We start from the raw sequence: 18,491 nt of genomic DNA, 5'->3' as shown, positions 1-18,491 counted from the left end.
CCTAGCAGGCCAGTGTGACGAGGGTGTGATACCTGAAACAGGTTTGCCGGGGCGCTTTGCCGCAGTTTGCGCCTCACGCCTCTTGCCAACGCGGCGCGCACACGCCAAGCCTCCCGCCATGAGCGATACAGCGACCGCCCCCATCCTGCCAGCACACGATGCTGTGAGCCTTGACCGGGCAGCTGCGTTGCTGGATGCGGGCGGGCTTGTGGCGGTGCCGACCGAGACTGTTTACGGGCTGGCCGCTGACGCTACCAACCCGGCAGCCATTACAGCGCTGTACGAGGCCAAGGGGCGTCCGCGATTCAACCCGCTGATCGCCCATGTGGACAGTCTGGAGCGCGCGCTGACGCTGGTGGACCTGTCACCTGCGGCCATTGCGTTAGCTAAAGCAGTCTGGCCTGGCCCACTGACGCTTGTGGGCCGTCACCGCGACACCAGCCCAGTGTGTGATCTGGCGCGGGCGGGTCTTGATACGCTGGCCGTACGCTGGCCGGTATCGCCCGCAATGACCGGACTGGTGTCTCGCCTCGACCGCCCGTTCGCCGCGCCCAGTGCAAACCGTTCGGGCAGTATCAGCCCCACAACCGCCCTGCATGTCGCCGAAAGCCTTGGCGGCCGGATTGGCCTTATCCTTGATGGCGGGCCGTGCCAGATGGGCCTCGAAAGTACGATCCTGGCGGACACGCCCGACGGTCTGGTGATGTTGCGCGCTGGCGCCCTGGAAGCTGAACGCATCGAGGCGCTGACCGGACAGCCGGTTCAGAGGGCTGGCGCTGACGCCGCCATTGCCGCGCCCGGCATGCTCAAAAGCCATTACGCCCCGGACTGCCCCTTGCGCCTGAATGTTACCGAGCCCGATCCGCACGAGACCTATCTGGCTTTTGGCACATGGCGCGGAGACCCTGCCAGTACCGTGCTGGACCTCTCCACCAGCGGCGATCTGGCCGAAGCGGCCACACGCCTGTTTGCCTGTTTGCGCGAAGCAGACGCACTCGGCTGGCCAATAGCTGTTGCACCGATTCCCGCGACAGGGTTGGGCGAAGCCATCAATGACCGGCTTGCCCGCGCCGCCGCACCGAAAGACAACTGAAGAGTGAACCCGTCAGCAGGCGAATCCAACATGGACACCCAGACAACAAAACCTCACTTCCCGCGCTCGCGATGGATACCCGACGGCGTCTATGTCGTGCGCTTCCGCAGCCCGCTGGACCAGTCCGGCGGGGTCGTGACCGTGCGCAATGGCCGCGCGACGGGCGGCGATAGCAGCTATTACTATGACGGCTATCTGGAAGAGGGGCCCGATGGCCCGGTCGCGCGCATGCTGTTCGTCCGTCACAGGCCAGAGACTGTATCAGTCGTAGGGGATGTGGAGCGTTTCAGCGTGGTTTATGACGGCCGGGTGGATGGTGAGCTATACCATCTCGAAGGCCGCATGGATCGCGCACCCGGCCTGAAACTGACCGCAATCATGTCCCGCCTGCCTGTCGAACTGGAGGACTAGCTTCCCGCCATGAACGCCCTGCCCCCTGCCCTCGCATCGCTGACCGCCTCGCTGGATCCTAAATCCTGGTCCGTTGATCCGGCGGAGCTGGAAAGCCATGCGCGCGACTGGCGCGGACGCTATGCGGGCGGGACGCCGCTGGTCCTGAAACCGGCCAGCACGCAGGAGGCCGCTCAGATGCTGGCCGCCTGTAATGATGCGCGCATCGCAGTCATGCCCCAGGGCGGCATTACCGGGCTGGTGGGCGCCTCTACGCCAGCCAATGAGGTTGTAATCTCGATGAAGCGGATGAATGCCATCCGCGAAATCGACACGGCCAATGAGTCGATGACCGTGGAGGCCGGGGTGGTGCTGCAAACCGTGCAGGAGGCTGCACGGGATGCGGGCAAGCTCTTCCCCTTGAGCCTCGGCGCGCAAGGCTCCGCCATGATTGGCGGACTGATCTCCACCAATGCGGGCGGCGTGCAGGTGCTGCGCTATGGCATGATGCGCGAGCTGGTTCTGGGACTGGAGGCGGTGCTGCCCGATGGCCGGGTGCTGAGCGGGCTCTCAGGCCTGCGCAAGGACAACACCGGCTATGATCTCAAACAGCTTTTCATCGGCGCGGAAGGCACGCTCGGCCTCGTCACCGCGGCCACGCTGAAGCTATTCCCGCGCCCGGCATCAGTGAGTGTCGCGATCGCGGCCGTACCCGATCCCGAAGCGGCAGTGAGCCTGCTCGGCCATCTCAAGGACAGGACAGGCGGCGCGGTCAGCGCGTTCGAGCTGATCTCCGGCTTCGCGATGGAGCTGGTCTGCCAGCACGTGCCCGGCGCCCGCTCGCCCCTGGAAGGCAATCCGGACTGGATGGTGCTGATCGAGCTGTCGAGCGCGGAGGAAGAACGCGCCGGCATTCTGATGGAGACCGCGCTGGAAAGCGCGTTCGAGGCCGGGCTGGTGTCGGACGCCGCTTTGGCGCAGTCGGACGCGCAGGCCGCGAAGTTCTGGGCCTTGCGTGAAAACGTACCGGAAGGCGAGCGCGCCCATGGCAAGGCCGCCAAGCACGATGTGTCGGTGCCGGTATCGCGCATGGCCGCCTTCATGCGCGAGGCAACCCAGCAGGCCGAAGCGCTGGTTGACGGCTCTCGCGTGATCGCGTTCGGCCATGTCGGCGATGGCAATGTGCATTTCAATCTGGCCGCCCGGGAGCCGGGGGCCGGAGAGGACTTCATCGCGCGCGCGGCACCCGCCACGCGGCTCATCTATGATCTGGTAGACAAGCATCACGGATCAATCTCGGCAGAGCACGGTATCGGCATTCTCAAACAGGCAGAGCTAAAAGCCCGCAAGCCGGTAGAGGTGGAGCTGATGCGGACGATCAAGGCGGCGCTGGACCCGAACAATATCATGAACCCGCGCATCCTGACGGGGCTGGCCTGAAATCCGCCGGGCACCTGCCATTGGCATTTCCGGTGAACACCCCTATTTCGATAGAAACCACCACTACCGTTGCAGGCGAGACCAAATTTCCATGCTGATCCTTCTCTCCCCGGCCAAACAGCTCGATTTCGAACCGGCCCGCCCGGAGCTGGAGACCAGTCAGCCTGCCCTCCTGACGCGCACGGCAGAACTGTCAAAGACCACAGCGAAGCTGTCGCGCACCCAGCTGCGCCAGCTCATGCACATTTCCGATGATCTCGCTGCGCTTAATGTGGAGCGCTTCAAGGCGTTCGACCCTGAGGGCCACGATGGCAAAGCCGCCGCCCTGGCCTTCGCAGGCGAGGTTTATCGCGGGCTGGATGCGGCGAGCCTGTCCAAGGACGATCTGCAATGGGCGCAGGACCATTTGCGCATTCTCTCCGGGCTGTACGGGAGCCTGCGCCCGCTGGACGCCATCCAGCCCTACCGGCTCGAAATGGGCACGCGCCTGAAAACGAAAAAGGGCGCGAACCTCTATGATTTCTGGGGTGACGATATCGCGCAAGAACTCACCCGCACGCTGGAGGGTCATGCCCATCCCGTGATCGTCAACCTGGCGTCCAACGAATATGCCAAGGCCGCCCGTCTGGCGACAATGAAGGCGCGGGTCATCACGGTTGATTTCAAGGAAGAGAAGGACGGCCAGCTACGCGCGTTGATGGTCTACGCCAAGAAGGCACGCGGCATGATGGCCCGCTGGATCATCGAGAACCGGATTGAGGATCCAGCCCAGCTTTCCCGCTTCAATGTTGAGGGTTACAAGCTCGACAAGGCCGGTTCGAATCCAGACCGGCTCCTGTTCACCCGCCCTCAGCCGCTCTCGAAGAAGGGCTGAAGCCTACGCCTCAGGTCTTGACAAAACCGGCGCAAACCGTCTTCTGCACCGCAACAAATCCCGACACAGGCCAACAAGGCCGAGGAGACAGTCATGGGCGGTCTGAAGACCGACTTGAGCGGCCAGGTTGCGGTCATTACCGGCTCGACCTCCGGCATCGGCCTCGCGCTGGCGCATGCGCTGGCGGCGAATGGCGCCAACATCATGCTCAACGGGCTGGGCGATGCCGGCGATATCGAGAAGACCCGCAAGTCCCTCGAGACCGAGTTCGGCGTGAAGGCGGCCTATAACGGCGCCAACATGCTGGACGCCGGCGAGATCAAGGAGCTGATCGCCGACACGGTGAAAACCTTTGGCCGGCTCGACATTCTCGTCAACAATGCGGGCATCCAGCAGGTCGCTGCGGTTGAAGAGCTTGCCCCGGAGAAATGGGACGCGATCGTCGCGATTAACCTGACCTCCTGCTTCCACACCATCCGCCACGCCGTACCAGTGATGAAAAAGGCCGGGCGCGGGCGGATTGTGAACATCGCCTCCGCGCACGGGCTTGTCGCCTCGCCCTACAAGTCGGCTTATGTGGCCGCCAAGCATGGAGTGCTGGGCCTGACCAAAACGGTTGCGCTGGAAGTGGCTGAAGCGGGCATTACCTGCAACGCCATCTGCCCCGGCTATGTGCGTACCCCGCTTGTGGAAAGCCAGATCGCCGACACGGCAAAGGCGCGCGGCATCTCCGAGGAAGAAGTAGTGCGCGACGTGATGCTGAGCGCGCAGCCGACGAAGAAGTTCGTTGAATACGATCACCTGACCGGCCTCTTGCTCTATCTGGTGTCGGACTCCGGCGCCTCGGCCAATGGTGCGGCCTTCCCTGTCGAGGGCGGCTGGGTGGCGGCCTGATGGCCGCGCGCGCCAGAGCGGTCTCGCTGGCCCTGCAGGGCGGCGGTTCGCATGGCGCCTACACCTGGGGCGTGCTTGATGCCCTGCTGGAAGATGGCCGCATAACCCCACAAGCTATAACGGCTACCAGCGCTGGCGCCATGAACGCCGTTGCGCTCGCTCATGGCTGGCTGGATGGCGGCGCGGACGGTGCCCGCGAAAGCCTTGAGAGCTTCTGGCACGAGGTGTCCCGGCGCGGCGCGGCCTTCCGGCCAATGGTTCCGGGCGGGGCGTTCCTGAAGCTGATGCCGTTCTTCGATGCCTTCTCGCGCCTGACCAGCCCCTACGATCTCAACCCGTACAATCTCGATCCGCTGAAGGAAATTCTGGACGCGCAGATCGACTTTGAACGGCTGCGCGCGCAGGGCCAGATTGCCCTGTTCGTGACCGCGACCTGCGTGACGACGGGGCGCGCCGAAGTCTTTACCGGCGAGCGCATTAGCACCGATGCCGTGCTGGCGTCGGCCTGCCTGCCCTTCATCCGTCAGGCCGTGGAGATTGACGGTGAGCCTTACTGGGATGGCGGCTTTACGGGCAATCCGGCGCTTTGGCCACTATTCTATGCGGACACGCCGGGTGATCTGCTGATCGTGCATATCAATCCGCTCAAACGGCCCGGAACGCCCAAATCGGCCGACGACATCATGAACCGGGTCAACGAGATCACGTTCAACGCCTCGCTAATGGCCGAATTGCGCGCAGTCGCCTTCGTCAAGCGGCTGATCGAGGATGATCTACTCAAAGACGCGGAAAAGGCCCGCCTGCGCAATCTGCACATTCACGCCATCCGCGCCGATGAAGCGCTCAAAGACTATTCAGCCGCCAGCAAGTACGACACAAGCTGGCGCTTCCTGACCGGCCTTCGTGACGCAGGGCGGCAGGCGGCGAAGGAATGGCTGGAGAATTGCGTCACCCATGTCGGCAAGCGCTCCAGCGTGGATGTGCGTAGCGGCTATCTTCAGGAATAGGCCGGGCTTCAGGAACAGGTCGGAGCGATCAGGCCTTGCTGGCCACCCATTCCAGCCAGTCGCCACTCTCCACGCGTGCAAATCCTGTCACTGGCAGGTTCCAGAGATAGACCCATGCCTTGCGCGCCGGGGTCAGAAGCGTGATCTGGCGGCGCAGATAGCGCGAGCGGTCGGGCGCTTGCGGATAATAGTCCTCGAACGCGTCGAGCCGGGCGATCACTGACGGGTCGGCGACTTCAAACAGCTCGCCAATAACCGCGCCCTCTCCATCCACAAGCCCCGGATACCCGCCCAGATCGTGGATCACGCCGGGAATGCGGCAGGGACCAAGCGGGCGGAACGCGCGCTCCAGCCCGAACTGCGCAAATCCCGACGCACCCTTGCGTAGCAGGCCGTAGACCGCGAACGCGTCTCCCGCCTTTACCGCGCTCATGCTTTGGGTTTGATGATCGGTTGCAGCTTCCAGTAGGTCAGCGAGCGCCACAGCCATTCAAACGGCCCGAAGCGGAAGACCTGCAGCCAGATGACCGACACGGCGAGCTGTACCACCCAGATGATGAGCACGATGGGTATAAGCTCCTCGCGCCCCAACGTGCCATAGAGGCCCAGACCAATCGTGCCCGTGGACAGGATCACCAGCGTGATCGTCTGGGTTAGGTAATTGGTAAAGGCCATCCGACCGGCGGCGGCGAAAGGCGCGCGCAGCAGTGCCAGCACCGGAATCTTGCAGATGAGCATCACCAAGCTGGCATAGCCGAACGCCATCAGCAGGCTGGCGACATAATTGGTGGCTGTGTAAACCCACATGCCGCGCAGATCGAAATTGCCAGCAACTGCGTGTTGTCCGCCATACCAGGCGAGCGGCAAGCCGATGGCGAGCCCCGCAATGGCGGCCACGGCGTATTTCGTCACACCCCATTTCGCCATCAGAAAGCCGGTCTTGAATAGCGCCATGCCCAGGAACATCACTCCGATCACCCGGCCACCAAACATGGCTATCCCGCTCAGCTGCGCCATAAGGGCCATGAGTGCGTTGTGGCCCCAGCGCCCCGCACTGCCCTCCTGGTAGGCTGTAATGATGCTGGCGGCCGCCTCAGGGCTTTGCGCCATACCGATCGAGGCGGGGTCCACCTCTTCGGGTAACATCATGAAGGCGGCAAACATGCCCACCATCAGCAATCCGGTCAGCGTGATCCAGAACAAGCCCCAGAAGACCAACTTTCCCACGCTCATCTTGCGGAACATCACCGCGATCATGCCGAACACGGCATACGAGACCAGAATGTCCCCGAACCAGAGCGCGTAGGCGTGCACCATGCCGAAGGCGAGCAGCCAGAGCATGCGGCGATAGTGAACCTTCGCGGAAGAGTCCGGCCCGTCCCCGGTCATCAGCAATATGCCTGCACCGAAGAGGGCAGAGAAAATGGTGATGAATTTCATCTCAAAGAAGACGTGAACAAACAGCCAGGCCTGCGCACCGGCCACGTCAAATCCCGGGTCAGCTGGTGGGTACTGATAGGCTTCCGGCAACAGGAAAAAGGTCGGGATATTCACCATGAGAATGCCCAGCACAGCGATGCCACGCAGCACATCAAGACTCTGATGACGGTCCGTCAAAGTGACTGGTGCCGATTTCATGGTGATAAGCTCTCCCCGCTGCTTCGACGCCAACTTCGGGCCGCCCGCCGCGCCATGCAAGCAGAAAACCCGCAACCACCCGGCAACCTTACGAAGATTTCATGGCCAAAACGGGTAAATCTCCTTGAGCGGGCGCGGGCACAGGTTCATAAGCTGACACAGGGATAGGGACAAAATCGATGTTAGGCGTGGCAATCGACATATTGCACTGGATCGCGGGGGCCGTGCTGGCACTCGTGGGCATCGCTTATGATCGTGCGGAAGACTGCACTCCGGCGGTTCGCCAGCAGAGCTTCGAGGAAGCCCGTTTCATGGATGACGCGGCCACTGTCCACTTCCTTGCATCTGAAGTGTATGTAGAACAGACGCGCACCGTCCACGGCGAGCTGATTTTTGTCGTTCGCAATGGGCCGGTTGAACCCGTCTCCGGCTGCGCTTCAGCGCCCGGCCGCCTGCCATCCGTGCCGGCTGCGCCGGTCTTGCGGCTTTAATTTTTCTCCGTCTCGCCCTAGAACCAGCTTTTGCTGTCGGCATTGGTGCTGACATGCCCCTTGTGCTGTGATCGAGGCGAATAATGCCTGCCGACGACAACTCCGCTGCCAAATCCGCCAAAACCGCACAGCCGGTGACACCGGCCGTGCTGAAAGATCCGGCAGAGGGTCAGGTGCCAGCACCGCGAACCGCGGCTTCGATCAGTGTGGCGCCCGCGAAGGCGGCAAATGGAGGCGGATGGATTGCGTTCGCCGGGGCTGCCTGCGCCGCGCTATGGCTTGGTGGTGCGGGCGCCTACCTCTATGGCTACGTGATTGATGATTTCGCGGCGCTAAGCCCTGCCCAGCTGGCGGGTATTGCCATCTTCGCCGGTGCCCCAGCCCTGCTTTTCCTGCTTTCCGGGCTTCTGGGACGAACGGTTGCCCGCGCCAGCGCGCAAATCCGTTCGGTTGAAGGCGCGGTTGCCCGGCTCTCCACCCCCGCCGACACCCTGCAGGGCGAGGTGCGCCAGATGGCCGATGCCGTAAGCCTGCAGGTCGGCCGCATAAATACCGCCATGGACAGCGCGCTGGCGCGCCTTGCCGCCATGGAGGAAGTCATCACCCACCATGCCGACAGTCTAGAAGATACGTCGAAGGCGGCCCGTGAACGGGTAGAGTCGCTTATGCGCTCCCTTAAAGGCGAGCGAGAGAAGCTGGCCGAGATTGCCGACAGCCTTGATGATAAAGCCTCGCTTATCGCTGCGGCCATTCAGGAACAGGGCGAGATGGTCGCGGCAGCGGCCGAGCTAGCGAAAGAGAAGGCCAATGAAGGCGCCCTCACCTTGCGCGCTGGGGCGGAACGCCTTTCCGGCGCCGGTGACGAAACCATCAAGTCCGCTGAGAAAGCCTCCGAGATACTGGCGCAGCGCGCCAGCAGCATGCGCGAGCTAGCCGAGACGCTAAAAAGCCGCGGCGATGGTCTGGATGCGGCCTATCTCAAGCATCGCGAGCGTCTGGCAGAGGCCAGTGAAGCCCTGCGCAAGGAGCAGGAAAAGATTGCGGCCGCGCTGGACTTCCACAAGGCCGAACTCGCCACGTTGTCCAAGACTGCAGGCTCGGGCGCAGAGACTTTGCGCAAGTCCGCCGAGGAAAGCGGCGCAGTGTTTACGCGCGCTATCAATGACGCCATTACCCGCGCCTCCGCCCTGTCGAAAACCGTTGAGAGCGAGACCCGGCTTGCCGCCGAGGCCAATGAGGCCATTCTCAAGCGCCTGACCGAGACGGCCAGGGAAGCCCGTGAAGCGGCCACCGAGTCCGCTGAACGCTTCTCCGGGCAGGCGAGCGCCGCCGAGGCCGCACTGGAACGCGTCAGCGAAGCCGGGTTCGAAGCGGCCCGCCGGTCTGACGAAGCCTTCCAGGCGCGGCTGCGGGAGGCTGAACTGCTCGTCGACAAGGCTGCAAAAGCCTCCGAGGAGGCGGGTGAAACCGTCCGCAAGCAGCTTGCCGACACGCTGGAAGCCGCGCGCAAGCAGGCCGACCATGTGGAGCTGATGCTGCGCGACATGCGTTCGCGCTTTGACGACGCACCCGCCGCCGCCCGCCGGGCAACGCTCGAACTGGAACGCGCCCTGTCGGAAGGGCTCGCCAAGCTTAACCAGACCGCCGAGGACGCTTCTGAAAGCGCACGCGAGATCGATGCCATGTTCCAGGCGCGCGTGCGGCATAATTACGAGCTTCTGTCAGACTTCATGCTGCGCATGGGCTCGGTGGCTGGCGGACGCAAGCCGATCGACATCGCCCCCGATGAGGTGCCCGATCCGTTGAACGTCCGGCGGCGGTCATCGCGTCCGTCGCCCGCTCCGGCGGAGGACGAGGTCCAGCTAGAAGCCCGCGACCGGATTCTTGACGACGCCGACGAGGACGGCAGCAGCCGGGAGCGCCCGCGCGACGAGCGTCTGGCCACACAGGCCCGGCCGGAAGGCGGCTGGCGGTGGAAAGACCTGCTGGCGAATATGGAGCCGGACGAGGATGACGAGCCGCCTGCCGGCAGTCCGGCCAAACGCGGTAAACGGCGCGACTAGTCTGGCTGCGCCTCCTGGGCCGTATTCTCCTGAGCCTGCGTCACCTGCGCAGACGCCCAGTCAACCATTTCAAGCGACAGGTCCGACGCGGCGCGGCTGAACGCATCGACAATCAGGGTCTGGCGATTGCCATCAGCCCGGCGCGACGCCTCGAATGTACGTACCCCCGCCACTTCGCGGCTTGTAGTGTCAATCAGGCGGGCGCGAATGGCGATATCGATCCGCGGCGCGGCATTGCTGCCCTGATCGTAGACGGCCTCGAACCGCCGCAGCTCCATGCGAAGATCCCAGCTTGTAGCCACACCGTCATCGGGTCTGGCCGCCATAAGCACGGTGGAGCGCCGGTCGAACGTATCGACCACCAGCTCTTGCACCAGAACCGGCACGGCGCTGATCCAGTTTGCTCCGGCCATGTAGGCCACCCGCCCCTGCCCCGCGTCCAGAGCGATCCTGTCACCCGACAGCGCGCGCGGTGCCACGGGCCGGGCGATGCGCACAACGGGGGCATCGTGATTTACGGCCGTGTCCACGGGAACATGGTTTGAAAGCCTGTAGAGCGAGCTGCTTTCAGACTCCGGCAGAAGCGAGATGCAACCGGAAAGCGCCAGCGCTGCTCCGGCCATCAGCAGGTTTCTTGCGATCATTGGGGCACCTCGACTTCCTCACCACGCCGGCGGGTCAGAAGCCCGCCGGGGTCATTTTCAAGATCTGCTGTCAGACGCTCCAGGTTTTCAACAAGCTGGCGCAAATCGTGCGACGCCGCGTTGAGCTGGTAAACGCCGTCACTGGCAAACGCCTCCAGGCCGGGGCGCAGGGCAACCAGCGCGTCATAGGTCTCCATTGACGCCTGATTGACCGCGATGGACGCAGCCTCGGTCTCGGCCACCATCGGCCCTACCTCATCAATCAGGAAGCGCTCGGCCGTGACGCCGAACTGTTCGATACTGGCGGCAGCCGACGACATATCGTTCGCCGCCCGTTCGATAGAGGCAATGGTATCGCGCATCTCGGCCATCATCGCGCCATTCTCGGCCAACTGGCCTGAGAGAGTGGAGAGGTTCTCCAGCAGGGACGAGAACTGTTCCTGGTTCTCGTCGTTCAGGAGGCGGTTGAGCAACACACCTGTGGTCTGAACGGTCTCCAGCAGCGTCTCACCGCCCTGAACCAGCAGATCCAGCTGGGTCTGGCGGGCATAGATGCGTGCCGGACGGTCCCCAAAACGTGTTTCGAGCAAGGGAGAACCGGATTCGCCCGCCGAAATCTGGATATAGGACAGGCCCGTCAAACCCTGCGGTTCAAGCTGGGCGAAGCTGTCCACGCGGATCGGTGTCGTGGAATCGACCCGCACCCTCGCGATCACCTCGCTCGTATCGTCGGGGTTCAGCCCCAGATCGACAACCTCGCCGACCTGGATGCCGTTGAAGCGCACCTCAGAGGCGGTGCGAAGGCCGCGCACCGGCCCTTCAAACACCACATCATACTGGCGGAACTCACGGTCAAACGAGGCCTGCGACAGCCAGACAAAGAACAGTCCGCCTGCCAGCGCAAGCAGGATAACGAACAGGCCGACCAGTGCATGATGGGCACGGGTTTCCATTGTTCAGCTCCTCAATGCTGCCCGCCCGCGCGGGCCGCCAAAATAGCTCTGTATCCAAGGGTGGGGATGATTTGCTAGCCGCGCAATCGTATCCACCGCGATGATCCGCTTCTCGGCGATCACGGCCACCCGGTCGCAAACGGCATGCAGCGTGTCGAGATCATGCGTGACCAGCAGTATGGTCAGCCCCAGCGTCTGAGACAGTTCGCGGATCAGTTCGTCAAACGCGGCGGCGCTGATCGGATCCAGCCCCGCCGTCGGCTCGTCCAGAAACAGGACGTCAGGGTCCAGCGCGAGCGCCCTCGCCAGCCCTGCCCGCTTCTTCATGCCGCCCGAAAGCTCGGACGGATACTTGTTCGCGGCCTCAACTCCCAACCCGGCAAGGCCGAGCTTGAGATCGGCAATCTCGTCCATCAGGGCGGTCGGCAGCGATACGTGCTCGCGGATCGGCACGAGAATGTTTTCCTTCACCGTCAGCGAAGAGAACAGCGCCGATCCCTGGAACAGCACGCCCCAGCGCCGTTCCAGCGCCGAACGTTCAGCCGCCGACAGGCGTGACAACGCCTTGCCATCGTAAAATATCTCGCCGCCGTCAGGCTTTTTTAGCCCAAGGATAACGTGAAGCAGGACCGACTTGCCGCTGCCCGAACCGCCGACAATGCCCATCACCTCGCCGCGCCGGACCTCAAGATCCAGACCGTCATGCACGGTATGGCTGCCGAAACGGGTAACCAGTCCACGCACCTCGATGACCGGGCGCGCGCTCATATGTCTGCCTCAAGATACATCAGCGCGAACAGCGCATCGATGACGATGACCATGAATATGGCCTGCACCACGGACGCGGTGGTACGCCGGCCGAGACTTTCCACGTCTCCCCGGACCTTCATGCCCTGACGGCAACCGATAATGGCGATCACCAGGCCGAAGACGGGCGCCTTGGACATGCCGACCATGAAGTGCGTCCAGTCAATTACATTCTGCAACCGGGTCAGAAAGAAGCTGGGCGATATGTCCAGCGTCGCCCAGGACACCAGCAGGCCGCCAAACAGCCCCGCCAGCATCGCCGCGAGCGTGAGCAAAGGCGCCATGACTACACAGGCAATCACCCGCGGCACGACCAGAACCTCGTAAGGGTTCAGCCCGATGACGCGCATGGCATCGATTTCCTGCTGCATCTTCATCGAGCCGATGGAGGCCGTAAAAGCCGAGTCCGACCGGCCGGCCAGCATGATCGCGGTAATCAGCACACCAAACTCACGCAATACCGAAATGCCGACCAGATCGACCGTGAAGACCGATGCGCCGAATGTTTCCAGCAGGCTGGCCCCCATGAAGGCCACGACCGCCCCGATGAAGAAAGACAAGGCGGCAATGATCGGCAGGGCATTGATGCCCACGGTTTCCATCAGGTGAACGGTCGGGGTCCAGCGCAGGCGCGACGGGTTCAGCAGGGACGCGCCAAGCGTCATCAGCGTACGCCCGAAGAAGCCGAACGTGTCCCAGGCCTCGTCCAGCACCTGTTCGGTGCCTGCGCCCACCCGCTCCAGCAGGGTCTTCAGGCCCCAGCCAGAGCTTTCCTCCGGCGGACAATGGTCCATGCGCTTGTGGACCTCCCGGATCAGCCTGGCCGCTGCCGGATGCTCGCCGATTATGCTGCTCTCCGGGATTGTGTCATTACGCTGCCGGAGCGGACGGCCGAGCAGATAGGCGCCGGAGGTGTCGATGCGGCCCAGCCCGGACACGTCGAGGCCCAACGGCTGCGCCCCGGAATCGCGTTCCAGCGCGCGAACCTGCCGGTCCATCTGACCGATGGTTTCCAAAAGCCAGTCGCCGGTAGGCTCAAGGACAGCTCCGCCCTCCGACTCGCGCACGGCAAGGCGGGGCGGTGTCAGCGTCGGTGTCCCCGTGGCAGCCATGACCCTCCAGCTAAAAGCAGCGCGGCTACCTGATCTTATCCGACGCTTCGCCGTCATTCCCAAGGGTGTGGCAGAGTTTGGTGGAAGATTCTCTGCACAATGACGCTTATCGGCCACGCCGGGCCAGCCAGAACGCGCAAACCCCGCCCAGCACGGCAGGCACAGCCATAAACGCAAAGCCAGCTGTACCAAACGCTGCAAACGCCAGGCCGGAGACAAAGGTTGCACCGGCCAGCACCAGCCCGCCCGAAAGGGCAGAGTTCACAGCCTGCGCCGTCGCGGCGAGACGTTCGGGCGCATGGTCGGCCGCATAGCGCAGAAAACCCAGATAGGCGGCGGCGAAGCTGAACGCGTGCAGTCCCTGCAAGGGGAAGAGCGCCCATAATGGCGGGGACAGGGCGAGCGCCAGCCAGCGCACTACAGCCACGCCGCCCGCTAGCGCCATCATCGCCGCCGGGCTCCACCCTTTCAGCACACGTCCCCAGACGGCGAAGAAGATGATTTCCGCGCCGACGCCCGTCGCCCACAAGGCGCCAATGGCCCACGGTGGCACACCATCAGCGCGCCAGGCCAGCGCGGAAAAAGCATAGTAGAAGCCATGACCGCCCTGAATGAGGGCGGAAGCGGCAAAGGCCAGCGGGAACCCGGCCCCCAGCAGAATGCGCAAGGGAGGCGCTTCGTGGCGCGCTGCTCCGGCCGAGGTGTCGATACGCCCAGCGGGAAGAAAGGCGGCGGCCAGCGCCGTCAGCGCCGCGCTGGCAAGCACCCAGACCAGAACCGCTTCGCCGCCATAGATCGAGATAAGCGCCCCAGCCCCCAGATTGCCGATGACAAACAGCGCCGAACCGAAGGCGCGCGGTACGCCGAAGGCAAACCCCTCCTTGCGGGCCTGCCCCATGGCAAACGCGTCCACCAGCGGGATGACGCCTGTAACGGCAGCGCCGCTGAGGCCTGCCAGCGCGAGAATGAATATTGGATGCGTGCCCGGTATGTGCGCCAGAAACACGGCCAGCCCGGCAAGCGAGAAGGCCAGAATCGCGTCGCGCCTGCGCGTCGCCCTGTCCGACCAGAACGCCCCCAGCGGGGCGACGGCCACCCGCCCCACCATGCCGGCAGCAGCAGCAATGCCTATCAGCTCCGGCGACAGGCCGCGCTCGGCATACCAGACCGGCATATATGGCAGATACGCCCCGAAGCCGAGATAGAACGCGCCGTAAAACAGCGCAAAACGCGTATCCATTCGGGCGAAGAGTGCGGCGGGGCTAATCACCCGCGCGGTGTAGCGCGGCGCGGGCAGCGCGGGCAATGCCGAGGCTGACCGCGCGCGGAGTAAACGCTGTTCACATTGGCACTTGGCGGATTGCCCCCGCCCGTCTAGCTTCCCGCGCCAATGAAAGACCTTGCGGATTATCCCCTGTCACAGCGGCCCTTGCGGGTGCTGGTGACCAGCTATCGCTCCCACCCGCATGTCGGCGGGCAGGGCATTTATGTGCATGAGCTGACGCGGGCACTCAAAGCTGCGGGCTGCGCGGTGAGCGTGGCGTCCGGCCCGCCCTACCCTGAGCTGGATGAAGGTATCGAGCTTATCAAGCTGCCCTCGCTGGACCTGTTCGCCGTCGATAACGCCATGCTGGCGCTGCGCTGGCGGCATCTGGCCAGCCGGGCCGACCGCGCCGAATGGCTCGCCCACAATACTGGCGCGTTCGGCGAGATGACGGCCTTCGCCCTGCGTCTGGAGGACTTCATCGCGCGTGAAGGCCGCCGCTTTGACATCATCCACGATAACCAGACGCTGGCCATGCCGATGGCGCGCATCGCCCAAGAGCTGCCCGTCATCACCACCCTGCACCACCCGATTGCGATTGACCGTGATTTCGCGGTCGCGGGCGCACATTCCCGGCTTGGCAAGGCGCTGTCCTGGCGCTGGCATTCCTTCGTGAATGAGCAGGCAAAGGCGGCGCGCGCCCTAACCCATTTCATCGCTGTGTCCGATGCCGCTCGGCGCTCCTACGCCGAACGCACGGGCATGGACCCGAGCGGCGTACGCGTCGCCTATAACGGCATCGACCACGCCAGATTCACGCCGGACCCGTCGGTAAAGCGCGATACCGGGCTGATCGTCGCCAGCGCCAGCGCGGATGTGCCGATCAAGGGGCTGGATGTGCTGATCGCGGCACTGGCCCGCCTTAAAGACAGCCATCCGGCTGCCCGCCTGACCGTCATCGGCCAGCTGCGCGAGGGGCCGACAAAACGCATGCTGGAGCGCACAGGCCTGTCTGACAGGGTGAATTTCGTGTCCGGCCTGACACGCGAAGAGATTGCAGACCTGCACCGCCGCGCCACCGTCTTCGTGTCGGCCTCGCGCTTTGAAGGCTTTGGCTTTCCCCCTGCCGAGGCGATGGCCTGCGGGGCGCCTGTCATCGTGTCGGATGGCGGCGCGTTGCCCGAAGTTGCCGGTGATGCCGGGCTGGTCACGCCGGTCGGCGATGACGAGGCACTGGCCGCAGCGATAGCCCGCGTGCTGGACGACGAAAGCCTGCGCGCAGGCATGAGCCGGGCCGGGCTGAACCGCGTGCGCACGCTCTTCCGCTGGGACCTGCATGCGGGCCTCTCCATCGGCCTTTATCGCGATGTGCTGGACCTGACCGACACTGGAGTGATGGCCGCATGATGACGATTGATCCTGATCGGCTGGAGCTTGCCGACGGCCAGCGCGTGCTGGACCTGGGCTGCGGGCGCGGGCGCCATCTGCATGCGCTTTACTGGCATGAACGCGCGCTGGATGTGACGGGGCTGGACCTCGACTTTGCCGATCTGGGCGCGGCGATCGACGGCTTTTTCGAACTGCCCTCGCCGCCGGAAACCCCTCCCCGGACTGCCGTGTTCACGGTCGGCGATGCGGGCCGCCTGCCCTTTGCAGACAACAGCTTCGATGCCGTCATCTGCTCTGAAGTTCTCGAACACCTTCCCGATGTGCCACTGGCGCTGAGCGAGATCGACCGGGTCCTGAAACCCGGCGGCAAGTTTGCCCTCTCCGTGCCGCGCTACTGGCCGGAAAAGATCTGCTGGATGCTGTCTGAGGAATACCACAACACGCCCGGCGGGCATGTGCGCATCTTCAAGGATGGCGCGCTACGCAAACAGGTGGAGGCTCTCGGCTATACCTTCCGCCAGCGTCACTGGGCGCATGCCCTGCACAGCCCTTTCTGGTGGCTGCAATGCGCCCTGTGGGAGAGGCGCGAGCAGAGCGGCATGGTCGCCGCCTACCGCAAGATGCTTGAATGGGATCTGCTGTCCGCGCCGCGCCTGACGCGCTGGAGCGAAAAGGCCCTGAACCCGCTGCTGGGCAAGTCGGTTGCCCTCTATTTTGACAAGGCCCGCCCATGAGCCCGCGATCCATCGTAACCGGGCTGGATATCCGCGCCTGCGCCGACCGCATCGAGTCGCTGCAGCAGCGCGATGGAGCGATCCCGTGGGTCGAAACCGGCGTCTGGGACCCGTGGAACCATGGCGAAAGCGCGATGGGCCTCGCGGTGGCCGGACGGGTGGAAGGCGTACATCTGGCGCTGGACGCGCTGGCGGCCCGGCAGGAGGCCGATGGCGGCTGGACGGGCGAACTGGGCGCGGGCATTCCCATGGACGAAAGCGGCGAGCGCATTGCGCCCCCGCCAGTGCCTGTGACGGCGCGCGACACCAATTTTGCCGGCTATGCCGCCGTGACCGTGATGCGCTGCGCGCTGGCGCTGGACGAGCCGCGCCTCATCGCGCGCTACTTCCCGATGGTGGCCCGCGCGCTGGATTTCGTGATGAATTTGCAGACCCGTCACGGTGATGTGGTCTGGCGTGCGCCAGATATCGGCCAGCCACTGGAAGACGTGGACGCATTGCGAGCGGGCAATTCCTCCCTGTTCAAGAGTTTCGAGTGCGGCCTGCGCATGGCCGAAATCCTTGAAAAACCGCGTACCGACTGGGCCCTAAGCCGCGCGGCCATCGCCCGCGCCCTGACAGCCATGCCCGAACGCTTTGACCGCAAGGGCATAGACCGCTCCTCCTACGCGATGGACTGGTATTATCCGGTGCTGACCGGCGCGATGACCGGAGCAGAAGCCCGCGCGCGCCTTGATGAGGGCTGGGACACATTTGTCGTCGCCGATCTGGGCTGCCGCTGTGTCACCGGCGAACCCTGGGTGACGGCGGCTGAAACCGCCGAGCTGGCACTGGCCTGCCTCAGTGCAGGGCGGCGTGATGACGCCCGGACACTGGTCAACGAGCTGGCGCCGCTGGCGGCCCCTGATGGCGGCTACTGGATGGGATGGCAGTACGAGATCGGCGATGTCTGGCCCAAGGAACGCCCGTCATGGACCGCTGGCGCGGTTATCCTCGCCGCCGATGCGCTTGACGCCCTCTCGCCGGGATCCGACCTGCTGATCCGCCATGCCCGCGCCGATGCCTGGCTGGAGCGCGCGCTAAAGCCGGCGCAGAAATTCGAGTGAATTGACCCGCTCGACCGGCTCAAAGAGGCCGGACGCCACGGCCAGCTTCCATATCTCATAGGGCGGACGTCCCCCGTCTGCCGGGTCAGGAAACACGTCGTGGATCGCCAGAATGCCGCCGCGCACGACCTGCCCGGCCCAAGCGCGATAGTCTGCCAGCGCCGTATCCATCGCGTGCCCGCCATCGATGAAGACCATGGAGAGCGGCGTTGCCCAGTTGGCACCGATCACGGCTGACGGCCCGACGAGGGCCATGACCGTCTGCTCCAGGCCTGCCAGAGCAATAGAGCGGCGGAAAGCGGGCAGCGTGTCTACCCGGCCCAGCCCGGCGTCGAAATGCGCCGGATCGTGATAGCCTTCGCCCGGCTGATGCTCTTCAGAGCCGCGATGATGGTCGAGCGCGTAGACAATGCGTCCGGCTTCCTGCGCGGCCTGTCCCAGCCATACGCTGGACCGCCCGCACCAGGACCCGATTTCCAGAACTGGCCCCTGTACGGTCAGCGCACGGACATGGCGCGCCAGTGCTTCGCCCTCCTCGCGTGCGAGGAAACCTTGTACGGTTTCAGGGTCGAAGGCCGGATATGCGCTCAAG

General features: G+C 64.2%; 19 protein-coding genes. 11 read left to right on the top strand and 8 right to left on the bottom strand.

All coding sequences use genetic code 11. The features are described from left to right. Positions 1 to 118: 118 nt before the first annotated feature. From ACTIGC_RS11360 to ACTIGC_RS11335, 6 genes are all read left to right on the top strand, one after another. Positions 119 to 1,093: an L-threonylcarbamoyladenylate synthase gene (locus tag ACTIGC_RS11360; RefSeq protein ID WP_439634514.1), complete on the top strand. Its 975-nt coding sequence runs from the start codon at positions 119 to 121 to the stop codon at positions 1,091 to 1,093. Positions 1,094 to 1,096: 3 nt separating this feature from the next. Continuing rightward, complete coding sequence (locus tag ACTIGC_RS11355; protein ID WP_439634513.1) at positions 1,097 to 1,504, top strand: hypothetical protein; 408 nt, start codon at positions 1,097 to 1,099, stop codon at positions 1,502 to 1,504. 9 nt (positions 1,505 to 1,513) lie between these two features. Beyond that, positions 1,514 to 2,923: an FAD-binding oxidoreductase gene (locus ACTIGC_RS11350; protein WP_439634512.1), complete on the top strand. Its 1,410-nt coding sequence runs from the start codon at positions 1,514 to 1,516 to the stop codon at positions 2,921 to 2,923. A gap of 91 nt (positions 2,924 to 3,014) precedes the next feature. Then, positions 3,015 to 3,797, top strand: coding sequence for a peroxide stress protein YaaA (gene yaaA / locus ACTIGC_RS11345; RefSeq protein WP_439634511.1), 783 nt, complete (start codon positions 3,015 to 3,017; stop codon positions 3,795 to 3,797). Positions 3,798 to 3,890: 93 nt separating this feature from the next. Continuing rightward, entirely contained in the window at positions 3,891 to 4,691 is an 801-nt protein-coding gene (locus ACTIGC_RS11340) for a 3-hydroxybutyrate dehydrogenase (RefSeq protein ID WP_439634510.1), read from the top strand. Further along, positions 4,691 to 5,698: a patatin-like phospholipase family protein gene (locus tag ACTIGC_RS11335; RefSeq protein ID WP_439634509.1), complete on the top strand. Its 1,008-nt coding sequence runs from the start codon at positions 4,691 to 4,693 to the stop codon at positions 5,696 to 5,698. The genes ACTIGC_RS11340 and ACTIGC_RS11335 overlap by 1 nt, the downstream gene beginning before the upstream one ends. Before the next feature lie 28 nt (positions 5,699 to 5,726). On the opposite strand, the gene ACTIGC_RS11330 is transcribed toward ACTIGC_RS11335, so the two are convergent. Together ACTIGC_RS11330 and ACTIGC_RS11325 are read right to left on the bottom strand one after the other, a co-directional pair. Further along, the gene (locus tag ACTIGC_RS11330) at positions 5,727 to 6,131 is read right to left on the bottom strand and encodes a gamma-glutamylcyclotransferase family protein (protein WP_439634508.1); all 405 of its coding nucleotides are present in this window, start codon (positions 6,129 to 6,131) and stop codon (positions 5,727 to 5,729) included. Next, on the bottom strand, positions 6,128 to 7,336 hold the full coding sequence (locus tag ACTIGC_RS11325; protein ID WP_439634507.1) for a DUF418 domain-containing protein: 1,209 nt from the start codon (positions 7,334 to 7,336) through the stop codon (positions 6,128 to 6,130). The genes ACTIGC_RS11330 and ACTIGC_RS11325 overlap by 4 nt, the downstream gene beginning before the upstream one ends. Positions 7,337 to 7,515: 179 nt before the next feature. On the opposite strand from ACTIGC_RS11325, the gene ACTIGC_RS11320 reads away from it, so the two are divergent. Both ACTIGC_RS11320 and ACTIGC_RS11315 read left to right on the top strand, forming a co-directional pair. After that, positions 7,516 to 7,827, top strand: coding sequence for a hypothetical protein (locus tag ACTIGC_RS11320; RefSeq protein WP_439634506.1), 312 nt, complete (start codon positions 7,516 to 7,518; stop codon positions 7,825 to 7,827). A gap of 83 nt (positions 7,828 to 7,910) precedes the next feature. Beyond that, positions 7,911 to 9,890: a hypothetical protein gene (locus ACTIGC_RS11315; protein ID WP_439634505.1), complete on the top strand. Its 1,980-nt coding sequence runs from the start codon at positions 7,911 to 7,913 to the stop codon at positions 9,888 to 9,890. Here the strand turns inward: ACTIGC_RS11315 and ACTIGC_RS11310 are convergent. The 5 genes from ACTIGC_RS11310 to ACTIGC_RS11290 all read right to left on the bottom strand — a co-directional run bounded on the left by ACTIGC_RS11310 (position 9,887) and on the right by ACTIGC_RS11290 (position 14,676). Then, a complete protein-coding gene (locus ACTIGC_RS11310) occupies positions 9,887 to 10,534 on the bottom strand; it encodes an ABC-type transport auxiliary lipoprotein family protein (RefSeq protein ID WP_439634504.1) in 648 nt (215 codons plus the stop codon). The two genes, ACTIGC_RS11315 and ACTIGC_RS11310, sit on opposite strands and share 4 nt — an antisense overlap. Further along, the gene (locus ACTIGC_RS11305; protein ID WP_439634503.1) at positions 10,531 to 11,487 is read right to left on the bottom strand and encodes an MlaD family protein; all 957 of its coding nucleotides are present in this window, start codon (positions 11,485 to 11,487) and stop codon (positions 10,531 to 10,533) included. Before ACTIGC_RS11305 ends, ACTIGC_RS11310 begins: the two co-directional genes overlap by 4 nt. Before the next feature lie 3 nt (positions 11,488 to 11,490). Further along, positions 11,491 to 12,255: an ABC transporter ATP-binding protein gene (locus tag ACTIGC_RS11300; protein ID WP_439634502.1), complete on the bottom strand. Its 765-nt coding sequence runs from the start codon at positions 12,253 to 12,255 to the stop codon at positions 11,491 to 11,493. Next, a complete protein-coding gene (locus ACTIGC_RS11295; RefSeq protein ID WP_439634501.1) occupies positions 12,252 to 13,406 on the bottom strand; it encodes an MlaE family ABC transporter permease in 1,155 nt (384 codons plus the stop codon). The genes ACTIGC_RS11300 and ACTIGC_RS11295 overlap by 4 nt, the downstream gene beginning before the upstream one ends. 106 nt (positions 13,407 to 13,512) lie before the next feature. Next, positions 13,513 to 14,676: an MFS transporter gene (locus ACTIGC_RS11290; protein WP_439634500.1), complete on the bottom strand. Its 1,164-nt coding sequence runs from the start codon at positions 14,674 to 14,676 to the stop codon at positions 13,513 to 13,515. 120 nt (positions 14,677 to 14,796) lie between these two features. Between ACTIGC_RS11290 and ACTIGC_RS11285 the strand changes: the two genes are divergently transcribed. From ACTIGC_RS11285 to ACTIGC_RS11275, 3 genes are read left to right on the top strand one after another with little or no spacing between them, the layout of a single operon-like run. Continuing rightward, complete coding sequence (locus ACTIGC_RS11285) at positions 14,797 to 16,077, top strand: glycosyltransferase family 4 protein (RefSeq protein ID WP_439634499.1); 1,281 nt, start codon at positions 14,797 to 14,799, stop codon at positions 16,075 to 16,077. Continuing rightward, entirely contained in the window at positions 16,074 to 16,793 is a 720-nt protein-coding gene (locus ACTIGC_RS11280) for a class I SAM-dependent methyltransferase (RefSeq protein WP_439634498.1), read from the top strand. Before ACTIGC_RS11285 ends, ACTIGC_RS11280 begins: the two co-directional genes overlap by 4 nt. Then, positions 16,790 to 17,899 carry a hypothetical protein gene (locus tag ACTIGC_RS11275; RefSeq protein WP_439634497.1) on the top strand — a complete coding sequence of 370 codons (1,110 nt, stop codon included), beginning with the start codon at positions 16,790 to 16,792 and terminating at the stop codon, positions 17,897 to 17,899. Before ACTIGC_RS11280 ends, ACTIGC_RS11275 begins: the two co-directional genes overlap by 4 nt. Here the strand turns inward: ACTIGC_RS11275 and ACTIGC_RS11270 are convergent. Continuing rightward, the gene (locus tag ACTIGC_RS11270; RefSeq protein WP_439634496.1) at positions 17,873 to 18,490 is read right to left on the bottom strand and encodes a class I SAM-dependent methyltransferase; all 618 of its coding nucleotides are present in this window, start codon (positions 18,488 to 18,490) and stop codon (positions 17,873 to 17,875) included. The genes ACTIGC_RS11275 and ACTIGC_RS11270 overlap by 27 nt on opposite strands. Between the last annotated feature and the right edge of the window lies 1 nt (position 18,491).

Source organism: Glycocaulis sp. (assembly GCF_051859565.1).
Lineage (GTDB): Bacteria > Pseudomonadota > Alphaproteobacteria > Caulobacterales > Maricaulaceae > Glycocaulis.
This window is presented reverse-complemented; position numbering and strand designations above follow the sequence as displayed.